General features: G+C 38.8%; 13 protein-coding genes. 5 read left to right on the top strand and 8 right to left on the bottom strand.

Going from position 1 to position 11,655, the window contains the following annotated elements; translation table 11 throughout:
* Positions 1–73 precede the first annotated feature (73 nt).
* Positions 74–577 carry a YcgN family cysteine cluster protein gene (locus N477_RS17280; protein ID WP_063362890.1) on the top strand — a complete coding sequence of 168 codons (504 nt, stop codon included), beginning with the start codon at positions 74–76 and terminating at the stop codon, positions 575–577.
* Positions 578–644: 67 nt separating this feature from the next.
* Here the strand turns inward: N477_RS17280 and minE are convergent, their stop codons facing one another.
* The 3 genes from minE to minC are packed head-to-tail and all read right to left on the bottom strand — an operon-like array spanning position 645 to position 2,426.
* The gene (gene minE, locus N477_RS17285; protein WP_039610476.1) at positions 645–908 is read right to left on the bottom strand and encodes a cell division topological specificity factor MinE; all 264 of its coding nucleotides are present in this window, start codon (positions 906–908) and stop codon (positions 645–647) included.
* Between the two features lies 1 nt (position 909).
* Entirely contained in the window at positions 910–1,719 is an 810-nt protein-coding gene (minD, locus tag N477_RS17290; protein WP_063362891.1) for a septum site-determining protein MinD, read from the bottom strand.
* Positions 1,720–1,724: 5 nt separating this feature from the next.
* Positions 1,725–2,426, bottom strand: coding sequence for a septum site-determining protein MinC (gene minC / locus N477_RS17295; protein ID WP_063362892.1), 702 nt, complete (start codon positions 2,424–2,426; stop codon positions 1,725–1,727).
* Positions 2,427–2,573: 147 nt separating this feature from the next.
* Here minC and N477_RS17300 point away from each other — a divergent pair, with 147 nt between their 5' ends.
* Positions 2,574–2,855 carry a YcgL domain-containing protein gene (locus tag N477_RS17300; protein WP_063362893.1) on the top strand — a complete coding sequence of 94 codons (282 nt, stop codon included), beginning with the start codon at positions 2,574–2,576 and terminating at the stop codon, positions 2,853–2,855.
* Complete coding sequence (locus tag N477_RS17305) at positions 2,848–3,864, top strand: lytic murein transglycosylase (protein ID WP_063362902.1); 1,017 nt, start codon at positions 2,848–2,850, stop codon at positions 3,862–3,864. Before N477_RS17300 ends, N477_RS17305 begins: the two co-directional genes overlap by 8 nt.
* A 64-nt stretch (positions 3,865–3,928) precedes the next feature.
* Here the strand turns inward: N477_RS17305 and cydB are convergent, their stop codons facing one another.
* From cydB to N477_RS17325, 4 genes are all read right to left on the bottom strand, one after another.
* On the bottom strand, positions 3,929–4,930 hold the full coding sequence (gene cydB / locus N477_RS17310) for a cytochrome d ubiquinol oxidase subunit II (RefSeq protein WP_063362894.1): 1,002 nt from the start codon (positions 4,928–4,930) through the stop codon (positions 3,929–3,931).
* A complete protein-coding gene (locus N477_RS17315; RefSeq protein ID WP_063362895.1) occupies positions 4,923–6,269 on the bottom strand; it encodes a cytochrome ubiquinol oxidase subunit I in 1,347 nt (448 codons plus the stop codon). The genes cydB and N477_RS17315 overlap by 8 nt, the downstream gene beginning before the upstream one ends.
* A 16-nt stretch (positions 6,270–6,285) precedes the next feature.
* Positions 6,286–6,831 carry a GbsR/MarR family transcriptional regulator gene (locus tag N477_RS17320; RefSeq protein ID WP_063362896.1) on the bottom strand — a complete coding sequence of 182 codons (546 nt, stop codon included), beginning with the start codon at positions 6,829–6,831 and terminating at the stop codon, positions 6,286–6,288.
* Positions 6,832–7,235: 404 nt separating this feature from the next.
* Positions 7,236–7,829, bottom strand: coding sequence for a carboxymuconolactone decarboxylase family protein (locus N477_RS17325; RefSeq protein WP_063362897.1), 594 nt, complete (start codon positions 7,827–7,829; stop codon positions 7,236–7,238).
* A gap of 66 nt (positions 7,830–7,895) precedes the next feature.
* Between N477_RS17325 and N477_RS17330 the strand changes: the two genes are divergently transcribed.
* Both N477_RS17330 and N477_RS17335 read left to right on the top strand, forming a co-directional pair.
* Positions 7,896–8,498, top strand: a complete 603-nt coding sequence (locus N477_RS17330) for a MarR family winged helix-turn-helix transcriptional regulator (RefSeq protein WP_063362898.1) — start codon at positions 7,896–7,898, stop codon at positions 8,496–8,498.
* Positions 8,499–8,573: 75 nt separating this feature from the next.
* Positions 8,574–10,100, top strand: coding sequence for a cytochrome-c peroxidase (locus N477_RS17335; RefSeq protein ID WP_063362899.1), 1,527 nt, complete (start codon positions 8,574–8,576; stop codon positions 10,098–10,100).
* A 54-nt stretch (positions 10,101–10,154) separates the two neighbouring features.
* Here N477_RS17335 and N477_RS17340 read toward each other — a convergent pair whose 3' ends face one another.
* Positions 10,155–11,603: a hypothetical protein gene (locus tag N477_RS17340; protein WP_063362900.1), complete on the bottom strand. Its 1,449-nt coding sequence runs from the start codon at positions 11,601–11,603 to the stop codon at positions 10,155–10,157.
* Between the last annotated feature and the right edge of the window lie 52 nt (positions 11,604–11,655).

An 11,655-nucleotide genomic window follows, 5' to 3' on the forward strand; every position in this document is an offset into this window, starting at 1 on the left:
TCTCGTTTTTAACTCTTTGCGCTATAACTGACTATACAGTAGAATCCTTCGTTCAGTTTTTTGGGCGTTAATTATGAGCAGTTTAGAGTTTTGGGAAGCTAAGTCTTTATCGGACATGAGCATTGAAGAATGGGAATCTATTTGTGATGGGTGCGGTAAGTGCTGCCTTCATTCTTTTATCAATAGTGATGATGAAGAAGAACATTTTGAAAGTACAGATGTATTAAGAGATGGAGAAGAGCTTCTTTATACAGACGTAATTTGTCAGTACAGTGATATTCAAACTGGAGGGTGTACGCGTTACAGCGAGCGGCAAACACTCGTACCAACCTGTGTACAATTGACCAAAGATAATCTTAAAGACATTTTCTTTATGCCACAATCATGTAGCTATCGTCGCCTTCATGAAGGCAGGGGGCTTGCTTCTTGGCATCCGTTAAAAAACAATGGTTCGAAAGAGCTAATGCACGGTTTAAACGTTAGCATCAAAAGCAAGGTTGTAAAAGAGACTGAAGTAGACCTTGAGGAAGAGTTCGAAGCGCATATAGTTGAATGGCCTGAATTTGATTGCGATTAAATAATATACTTATGTAAAACATAAGTATATTAAAAAGCCCATGATACACATATCATGGGCTTTTTAGTTATTTTTGCTCGTCTTCAGGTAAAGTAACATTTAGCTCAAGTACCGCTAAATCATCTTCGTTTTGTTCAAACTGAACATTTACTGCATCTGAGTCTACTTTTACATACTTACTGATTACTTCCAGAATATCTTGCTTAAGCTGTGGAAGGTAATCAGGCGTACCGCGCTTAGAACGTTCATGAGCAACGATGATCTGTAAACGTTCTTTTGCCAATGAGGCACTATTCTTTTTTTCTGAACGGAAATAGTCAAGTAAAGACAAGTTAACCTCCGAAAATTCTTTTCAGTAGACCTTTCTTTTCAACATTTAGAAATCTAAAGTCGATAATTTCACCCAGTAATCTGTCAATAGCATCACTGTACGCTTGGCCTGCATCAGACTCTGTGTCTAAAATAACAGGCTGACCAGAGTTAGAAGCGTTAAGTACGGACTTGGATTCAGGTATCACACCAAGCAGGTCAATCGCTAAAATTTCTTGTACATCTTCTACTGATAACATTTCACCAGTCGCAACGCGTTCTGGGTTATAACGAGTAAGCAACAAATGCTCTTTAACCGGTGAAGCACCTTCTTCAGCTCTTTTTGACTTACTTTGTAAGATACCTAAAATTCTATCTGAGTCTCTTACAGATGAAACCTCAGGGTTTGTAGTAACGATTGCTTCATCGGCAAAATATAACGCCATCATAGCGCCTGCTTCTATTCCAGCAGGAGAATCACAAATGATGAAATCAAAGTCTTCTTTTAACTCATTTAAGACTTTTTCAACACCTTCACGCGTAAGTGCGTCTTTATCACGTGTCTGAGATGCAGGAAGAATAAATAGTTTTTCAACCCTTTTATCTTTAATTAATGCTTGGTTTAAATTAGCTTCCCCGTTGATGACATTTACAAAGTCATAAACAACGCGACGCTCGCAACCCATGATTAAATCTAGATTTCTCAGGCCAATATCAAAATCGATGATGGCTGTTTTATAGCCTTTTAATGCTAACCCCGTACCGATTGCTGCACTCGATGTAGTTTTTCCTACACCACCTTTACCGGAAGTTACGACAATAATTTTTGCCATTAGATTTATCCTTTGACCAATGCTGTTAATTCTAAAGATTCGTTTGTTTGAGTAATCTTACAAGGATTTCCCCAAAATTCCCCCTGAAGGGAATCGCTGATCCAGTAGCTACCATTAACTGATACTAGTTCAGCTTCCAATTTTTGACAGTAAATACTCGCAGAATCATTACCTTGTGCACCAGCAATTGCACGGCCCCGTAATGTTCCGTAAATATGAATATTCCCATCAGCTATGACTTCTGCACCGTGGCTAACGGCACCCATAATAATCAAGTCCCTGTCTTTTGCGTATATTTGTTGACCGGACCTCACAGTTCCGTTTACTACTTGAGCAGGCACATAAACATGTTTTTCGACAACTTCAGTTTTCGTATTACTAGAAACGCTTGGTGCAACGTCTTTTGTATAATTCAAAACAGACATACCTAATGACTTAGCAGTCTCATTATGCTCGTCGTTGCCGTTGCAAATACCAACTGGGTTGAGTGATAGCTCACTTAAGATAGACTTTAAATCTGAGAGAACCAAAGGCTCGTCTTGAACTTCGGCCAGATTTATTACAATAGGTGCACCTTTAAAAAACTTAGGCGCCTGAGATATTTTTTCACTCAACTGCGCTTTTACAATGCTTAAATCAGCATTTAAAAGCTGTAACACAGATAGCGTGAAGAGGTTCCCTTTGAGTTCGAAAGATTGTGTAGACATAAGCGCTCAAAATATAACTGCGTACTCTTTATTAAATCTTATTTTGACCCCGTACTGTGTACGTTTGAGAGCAGCAAAACTTTCCAATTATTATATATGTCATGGTATAGTGCTGCTCTAAGATAAGCAAGAATTTATAGGGTTATAATGCTAAGTGCAGTATACAAAAGTAGTAAAAAAGCCGACACCTACCTTTTTATTGAAAAAAGAGACGATTTCAGCAAAGTTCCTGAGCCTTTGATGAGCACTTTTGGCACCCCAATATTTGTAATGTTAGTTGATCTTGCTAGAAGAGAGAAACTTGGGGTTGCAGATTTAAGCACGGTTAAGGAAAAATTAACCGAGCAAGGGTTTTACTTGCAGATTCCACCTCCAGAGGAAAACCTTCTGGATGAATTTAAAAAACGAAATGGAGCAAAGAGTGACTAAGACTTTAAAAGTTATACTTACATCTCTGTGTTTTTCAGCGTCAGTCAGTGCAACGACGCAAGCGGACTTTGATAAATACGTTCAAAAACTAAAATCAGAAGCCGTTGCTAAAGGGTACGAACAATCCTTAATAGACTCTGCTTTCGCAACTGCGAAGTTTAAAAAGAAAGTAATAAAAGCAGACAAAACACAGCCAGAAATCGTAGAAACACTTGAAACATATTTGCCAAAACGTGTACCTGATTGGAAAGTCAAACGCGCTAGAAAACTATATCAAGAAAACAAAGAACTGTTAGATCAAATTGAACGTGATTTTGGTGTTCAAGGCCGCTTCATAATTGCGCTTTGGGGTCTGGAAAGTAGTTTTGGCAGAGTACAAGGCGGCTATCCGGTTATCAGTTCATTAGTAACTTTAGCGTTCGATGGCAGACGCGAAGCCCTTTACAAACGTCAACTATGGGCCGCTCTTGATATTTTACGTGATGGTCATATCGGCTTAGACAAGTTTAAAGGCTCATGGGCTGGCGCGATGGGACAAACCCAGTTTATGCCTACCTCTTTCAATGCCTATGCAGTTGACTACAATAAAGATGGCCGAAAAGATATTTGGACAACAAAAGAAGATGCCTTTGCTTCAATCGCTAACTACCTTAAAAGCGTTGGTTGGAATAACAACTTAACGTGGGGAAGGCAAGTTAAACTTCCTGAAGGCTTTTCTGAAAACTACGTGTTAAAGAGAGGCACAAAAAATCACAGTCAATGGCTCGAGTTTTTCAATAATTCAGAGCGTTCTTTATCCGACTGGCAAGAGCTCGGTGTAAGACGTACAGATGGCACCGACTTACCGAATGTTAATATAACTGCTGCGCTTGTCATGCCAGATGATATTAATGGCAGAATGTATTTAGCATATGATAATTACAAAGCGCTAATGAATTGGAACCGTAGCTATTATTTTGTAACAAGCGTAGGTTACCTTTCAGATAGAATTGGCTATCCAAAAATTTAGTTAAGTTTTTGGTATAAAAAAGGCAGCTTATAGGCTGCCTTTTTGTTGGGCTAATGAATGAAAATTAGTAATAAGATAACGCTTGTGTTTTTCCCCAAAAAACACGGTATGAAAACAATGTATATCCGATAATAGCTGGAACCACCATCACAACACCATAGAGCATAAATGTCAGTGCTGAAGGATCCGCAAGAGATTCATAAATAGTCAGTTGGTTTGGTACAACATAAGGGTAAAAACTGTTGAGCAAACCTAAAAAGCATAATAAAAATATACAAGTCGCAATAGCAAATGGCGCCCAACTCTTTTTAATATTGTCGACATTTGAATAACGTGTAAGAGAACAGTGGAGCAACACAAACAGAGCTAAGCATAAAATGGGGATTGGCAATAATAGTAACGACTCGTTTATGTTAAACCATTTAGATGCAACGAAATCATTGATTAATGGATTCACAATGGATATTGAAATCACACCAAGTGCAGCTATGAGGTTGGATTTTGTGCACCATACAATGGCATTTTTTTGAAGTTGACCATTGGTTTTCATAATCAACCAAGCGGAACCTATGAGTGCATAAGCAGCAATTACACCAAAGCCGCTCAACATTGCAAATGCATAACTTTGCATGCTCTGCTCAAAAGACATGACGTATAGACCCAGCATAAAGCCTTGTGCAAATGCAGTAATAATACTTCCAACTTTAAAACTAACATCCCATGCATCTTGATATTTTGTTTTTGCTTTAGCACGAAAATCAAATGCGACACCTCTTAGAATTAAACCAAGTAGCATTAAAGCGACGGGGAGATATAAGGCCTGTAGAATAACTGAATGCGCCATAGGAAATGCTATCAAAGCCAAACCGACAGCAAGTACAAGCCAAGTTTCATTCGCATCCCAAAATGGTCCAATCGAAGCGATCATGGTATCAGTTTGTTCTTTTTCTTTAAGAGGCAGCAAAATGCCAACCCCTAAATCATATCCGTCTAGCACTGCATAAACTAGAATAGCCAATGCCATAAGTGCACCATAAAACTGTGCCAAAAATTCACTGCTAAGCATAGTTTTCACCTCGCATCGGGGGGTTAAGCTCGTATTCTTCAACTTCAACAGCTTTATCAGCTGTATAGAACAGTGTTTTAATATAAGCACTTAAAAGCAGTGCATAAACACACAGATAACCAATCAAAGTATTAAGCACATGTTCAGAAGGGACTTGTGTAACCAACTCTTCAATTCGAACTAATCCTTGAACCATATAAGGCTGTCGGCCAATTTCAGTCACATACCAACCAGCCAATGTTGCGACCCACCCAGAGAAAGTCATAACGACAAGTAATTTGAGCTGCCAAGCGGGTAAATTCTTATGTTTCCATAAAGTGACTCTCGTCAAAGCTGCTACTAAAATCATCAGTAAGCCAAGCCCAACCATAACTCGAAACCCGTAAAACACGGGCTTGACGGGCGGGTGCGCCCCTTCAAATTCATTAAGGCCTTTAATTTCGCCATCTAGTTCATGAGTTAAAATTAAACTCGCTAAATTTGGAATGGCTAATTCAAAATGGTTCGTTCTATTGATTTCTTCCGGGATTGCGAATAGTAACAAAGGTGCCCCTTTTTCAGTTTCCCAAACACCTTCCATTGCAGCCACTTTTTGCGGTTGATGTTCAAAAGTATTTAAGCCATGCAAATCGCCGACAAAAGCTTGTAACGGAGTCAACACCATCGCCACTGTTAGAGCGACTTTAAGCGTTAATTTTGGCGCATGTTTATGATCATTCTTTAATAACCGATAAGCACTAATCCCAGCGATCAGAAAGGATGCCGTGATCCCAGAAGCCAATAGCATGTGTGACAAACGATAACCAAAAGAAGGGTTAAAAATGATAGTAAACCAGTCCTTGGGATAAAATACTCCATCAATAATCTCGTAACCAACCGGCGTTTGCATCCAGCTGTTTAGAGACAATATCCAAAAAGCAGAAATCGTTGTGCCTATGGCCACAACCACTGTAGAAAAAGTGTGTACAGCGGGGCTGACACGCTTCATACCAAATAACATGACCCCTAAAAAGGTCGCCTCCATAAAGAAAGCAGTCAGAACTTCATATCCCAACAAGGGGCCTGCAATATTACCAATACGTTCCATAAAGCCCGGCCAATTTGTGCCAAATTGAAACGACATAGTAATACCACTGACAACACCTAAAGCGAAAGTAAGGGCAAAAATTTTAACCCAAAACCGATAAGCCCGGAGCCAAACGGGCTGCTTTGTTTGAACATATCTGACTTTAAAAAAAACCAAGAACCATGCAAGTGCAATGGATATGGTCGGGAAAAGTATATGGAAGCTTATATTCGTCGCGAACTGTATTCGCGACAGCAATAAGGTATCAAGCATGACACACCTCTGTTAGTTACGACTTTTTCAATAACTTATCCTTGAGGTCGATCACCTTACTAACAGACGAGCCTAGCTTCATCAATGATTGCAATTGTTCAGGTGTCAACCTCTGCAATTCAGCTGACCATTTAGTAACTGTTTCTAAAAGATCATGTATGGATTGCATTTGCTCCTGAGCGTACTTTTCTTCTGGCGTATTCGCGGTATCCAATATTTGGTCACGTAATAATGTCAGAGTAGGGTCAATTTCTCGCTTGCGTCTTTCTTCAAACACTTTATTAGCAAGATCCCAGATAGTACCGTTCGGCGCATAATATTCTTTTCTATCGCCAGGGATATGATGAACTTTGACTAATTGCCATGATTGCAACTCTTTGATCCCCATACTTACATTGCCACGGGAAATCTTTAGCGCTTCTGCAATTTGATTTGCAGTAAGTGGATGCTCATTAATAACGAGTAACCCGACCATTTGCCCAATTGTTCTATTAAATCCCCAACGACTGCCCATTTCACCGCAATGGAGCACGAAGTTTTCGATTTTTGGTGATAAATTCATAATTCTAAACGTTCAGTAATTATTGAAAGTTAAATATACAAAGATAACTGACTCAGATCAACTAAAGTTTCATTTTTTTCTGAAACTTTAAAATATAGCTATTTCAAAATTTGAAATAATGTAGTCAGTACCTCAAGCCAAAGTGTAATCTAGTCTGTTTTGAACTGTTTGTATATCGCTTGAGTAAAAAGTTTTAAAAGTTTTGGTAAATAATGAAACTTTCGAACTAAAACTGTTCAAATTACCTATTTACAATAATTCTGATTACTAAGATCGAGGCTTAGAACATCTAAAATTTCACATTTACGCATAGATGTTGGACACTTAATTTTAATTTAGAAGACTAATATAAAAAGGCTTTATCTTACGAAAAAGCCTTTGGTAGTTGAGATGTAAAGGTAGGTTTAAGACTGATGTTTTCCAACTTCCCAGTTGTTTTGTTTTAAAAGTGTCTCTCCAGCATCAATTGCACCAGACTCTAAAGATGTGCCCATGGAGTCATTCCAGCGGTTTAAATAGCCAAATAACGAAATAACACCAAGAATTTCGACAATTTCGCCATCATCCCAGTACTTTTTGAGTTCTGATTCAATTGTATTATCAACTGCGTTGGGTACGCTCGATGCTGCAAGGGCAAATTCAAATGCAGCTTTTTCACCAGCTGTAAATACATCCGATTCACGGAATTGCCAAATCTGCGCTAGGCGTGAATCTGTACCACCATAGCGTTGAGCAGCAAGAATAGTGTGCGCTTCGCAATAGCGACAACCTGTATTTGCACTGGTGATATATCCAACTAATCTTTTTAACTCAGAAGTAACTCGACCATGATTTTCCATAACCGCTTTATTTAAATTAATGAAAGCGCGTGCAATTGCGGGCCTAATCTGCATTGTAAGAACACTATTAGGGCAAAATCCCAATGTTTCATTAAAAAACTTCGCAAGCTCAGTAACTTCCTGATCGTGATCTTGAGAAAGTGGGGTAACTAAGGGCATAATCAGCTCCTGTTGAATATTATTATTTGTTGCATATGCAACATAACATAACTCTGGAGATTCTAATTGTCTAGTGAAATTTCGTATCAAAATGCATTAAAAAACAGATTAGAAAGCTTTTCTAAAAAACATGACAGTGAACTTGCACTCGAGACACATATTCCATTTCAAGTCGCAGTGGTGAGCAATCTCTTATCAATATCCAGAGACCCTATTATTCGCAACCTCACAGACTGCGATACAAGAGAGCTCAGAATTTTAATTAATATAGGTTCTTATGGACCAATAACAGCGTCAGATATTGCTTATCAAACTAGACTCGATCCTTATTCAACAACACGTGCTATCACGGCTTTAATAAAAAAAGATTTGGCTCAATACGCAAAGGTACAACCAAATACTCGTAGTAAACCTGTTGAATTAACTAATGAAGGAGTTGATATCTACAGTAAAATAACTGCGCATCTGAAACAAAGAGAAGAAAGATTATTAGAGAACCTCTCTGAAAAAGAACAGGCGACCCTGAGTACTTTGCTACAAAAGTTAGAGCTAAGTGCTGAAAATGTACTTGCTAACGAGGTCAAACAATGCGAATTAGAAGGCGATTCAGTGACTAGAGATCACAAAGAAATAGTTAGATGGAACAACAGAACAAATAAACAAAGCTAAATTGGACTAAATCTAAACATATTTTTTGCACATTTACTGACCAAGCTAAAGGTTAGTAAATGAAGGGGCGAAAATATGAAACTAAAAAATATATCCAACTTGGGAGTGTTAGCTTTGCTTTCCCTCTCCAGTTACCATCTTTGTGCTAAATCAACGCATCAACCTAAAAAACTCCCAAACAATAAAAAGCATGTCGTTAAAATCCAAACTGAAGCTGACATTCGACTTCAAGAAATAATTATTCAGCAAAACTTAACAGCAAGCATTCCCGATTTATCAAATCTACCAAGACTCAATCACCCTGTTTCGCAATTAGGGATGAAACTATTCTTTAGTAAAGCGCTTGGCGGCGAAAAAACCGTGGCATGTGCAAGCTGCCACCACCCAAGGATAGGCGGCGCAGACGGCCTATCTTTTCCAATAGGGACAAATGCGGTTGACCCAGATATTATTGGCCCACTAAGACTCACATCAGAAACAATTAATATACCAAGAAACTCACCGACCATTTTTAATGTCGGATTATCAAACTCAAGCCTTTTCTGGGACGGTAGAGTTGAACGATTTACCATAACAGATAGCCAAGGGAACGAGCAGGAAGTGATCAGTACTCCGGACTCAGGATTTGGTGTGCCTGATCTTGATGTAGGCAATGACTTAGTTGGCGCGCTTTCGCGTTTCCCTGTGACATCAGTTGAAGAAATGCGAGGAGCAGCATTTGAGAATGCTTTTAACAACCAGTCCGTTCGTGAACATTTAGCTGAGCGACTCGGAAACTATGGCAGTGGCAACGGCGACTTAGAAAAAAACAATTGGCTTAACGAGTTCAGACGTGCATTTAATAGTACAGATAATGCCGAATCGCTCATCACCTTTGATAGCATTGCGCTTGCACTTGGACAATATCAATCTTCAGTAAACCTGATTAATTCTCCTTGGAGCGCATATCTGAAAGGCGATTTCAATGCACTATCACAAGCACAAAAACGCGGTGCTAATTTATTCTTTTCTCAAATTAGTGATGGGGGAGCAGGGTGCGTAAATTGTCATGGTGGTACTCGTTTTAGCAATGATGGTTTTTTTAATCTGGCATTTCCCCAATTTGGTATTGGCACAGGTGATCAAAACATAGATCATGGGCGTTTTGATATAGATCCACAGCAGCGTAATATGTTTGCGTTCAAAGTACCCAGTTTACTCAATGTTGAACTGACAGGCCCTTACGGACACTCAGGCGCTTATGAAACACTTGAGGAGGTGGTTGCGCACTATGTTAATCCAGCTGACGCCATTAATAACTTTTTTTCGAAAGGTGGAGCGTGCGGCCTGAGCCAATTCAAAAACGATGCAAGTTGTGAAATTCTTAACAACAATGCCCAAAATAACAGCCTACAAGCACTCGCTTTACTTCAGCTATCACCATTTGTTTCACCGCCATTAGATGTAAGCCAACAAGATGACCTTGTACAGTTTTTAAAAGCATTAACAGATAAATGCGCCAAAGATCATCGCTGCGTAAGAAAGTTTGAACCAAGCAAACTATCTCAAGATCCAGACGAGTTAAGGCTGAACCTTCAGATGATCATTCGAGGGAAAGCATAAACATATATTTAAAAGCTCACTCAGACTTTTAATTAAGAGCTGTAGTGAGCTAGTTTAATCAACATACCCTAATTCAAACAAATTGTGACGCCTGTGTAATAGAGGATCTTGCATTTTACATTTTCCCTCATAATCAATAATTTCCCAATTATTGTAGTGACATAATTGAGGAGTCATGTCATTTTTGATCTGTTCAATGACAATATCATCTAACTGGAGTTCATCATATTTAACGTTCTTTATGTAGAGCGCTGTAGAAAGGGCTATAGGACTAGACCAAGAAGTAGAAGAGTCTGAGAAAGGTGTATAACTCAAGCCTAGGCTCGTTGTGGCCATAGCTGGTGTTTCATTAAATGGGAAAGGTCTAATTGGCGTAATACCAAGGTTAACCATTACATCTATCCATTGCTTTGAGTTATAAATAGAAGCGTCTAATTCCGGCGCATTGCCATTGATCTCGCCATTGGCAGGCAATTTAGTATCCAACACTGTAAAAGGTGCTACCAATAAGCGATTTTGATATGACTTATCGATATCTAATTCATTATTGTATGCTGTCATATTGATACCTGAAGCTTGGAACGCCATAACTCCTGAAGTATTAAATAAAACATCATAGAATGGCCTTACCGTATTGTGTAAAGCAGCTAAGGTTTCCTCTGATGGTAACGGGCTAAGGCAGTATTGTTTCCAAGTCATTGCGATTACTCGCTCAATTTCATAACCACCAGAGTAATTTAGGTATTCAACATCTTCTTGTAATAGGACGGTTTGTTTGAAGTCTTCAGCAATATCCTCAATATGGGCTGTCAATGAAGAAATGTTATTGTCAGTGGGATTGCAGAATAAATCTAGTCTAGATTCATGTAGCTTGGGCATAGGCACAACAATCAACTCAGACTCTGGATTATGCTCTAGCAAATAATGAAACGGAGTGGCTCCATGCCCAACGAAGGGATACTCATAACGTGATTTTACGACTGGAAATAACGAGTCTGTTAGCCATGCCGCTGGCACAAATGTATGATTACCTGAAGGGTCTGTAAAGTTATCAATTGAGTTCAGAGTATCTTTTATGATCCGTGGCACTTTAAATTCAGGGTCAAAACCACCTTTAGAAGCTTTGTAATAGTATCCATTGTCATCTATAGAATATAAACTTTTGACTCGACTTCGATATCTTAAAGTCGCAGAAAAGTTTATACCTTCATCATCAATAATGAGGATCGTCTCATTGCTATCTACTTTTGAAGGTTCGAAAGTTCCATCTGAGAACTTGATACTGACTTGTTCACACCAAGCAGAATCTGGTTTGGAGATGCAATTTATGTCGTTTGATTCAAATTTATTTACTGATTCCTCAACAAATTCATCTACTAGGGACTTAAGAGCTAAAATTTTTCCTTGTTGGGATTCTTTGATAGTAACGATAATATTTCCTGAGGTCTCTCCCCCCTTAGAGTCTGAAACAGAGTAATTTATCGTAATATCGCCCTTAATCAAATTTATAGGGGTGATAGTTATATCATTACTAGGCCTTGTTGATCAAATAGCC

Origin of the sequence: Pseudoalteromonas luteoviolacea H33-S, from assembly GCF_001625695.1 — a bacterium.
Taxonomy (GTDB): domain Bacteria; phylum Pseudomonadota; class Gammaproteobacteria; order Enterobacterales; family Alteromonadaceae; genus Pseudoalteromonas; species Pseudoalteromonas luteoviolacea_B.

What these genes read in the sequence shown, in the direction of transcription:
- N477_RS17280 (WP_063362890.1), top strand. Translation starts at nt 74, where the DNA reads ATGAGCAGTTTAGAGTTTTGGGAAGCTAAGTCTTTATCGGACATGAGC.
- minD (WP_063362891.1), bottom strand. Translation starts at nt 1,719, where the DNA reads ATGGCAAAAATTATTGTCGTAACTTCCGGTAAAGGTGGTGTAGGAAAA.
- minC (WP_063362892.1), bottom strand. Translation starts at nt 2,426, where the DNA reads ATGTCTACACAATCTTTCGAACTCAAAGGGAACCTCTTCACGCTATCT.
- N477_RS17300 (WP_063362893.1), top strand. Translation starts at nt 2,574, where the DNA reads ATGCTAAGTGCAGTATACAAAAGTAGTAAAAAAGCCGACACCTACCTT.
- cydB (WP_063362894.1), bottom strand. Translation starts at nt 4,930, where the DNA reads ATGCTTAGCAGTGAATTTTTGGCACAGTTTTATGGTGCACTTATGGCA.
- N477_RS17315 (WP_063362895.1), bottom strand. Translation starts at nt 6,269, where the DNA reads ATGCTTGATACCTTATTGCTGTCGCGAATACAGTTCGCGACGAATATA.
- N477_RS17320 (WP_063362896.1), bottom strand. Translation starts at nt 6,831, where the DNA reads ATGAATTTATCACCAAAAATCGAAAACTTCGTGCTCCATTGCGGTGAA.
- N477_RS17325 (WP_063362897.1), bottom strand. Translation starts at nt 7,829, where the DNA reads ATGCCCTTAGTTACCCCACTTTCTCAAGATCACGATCAGGAAGTTACT.
- N477_RS17335 (WP_063362899.1), top strand. Translation starts at nt 8,574, where the DNA reads ATGAAACTAAAAAATATATCCAACTTGGGAGTGTTAGCTTTGCTTTCC.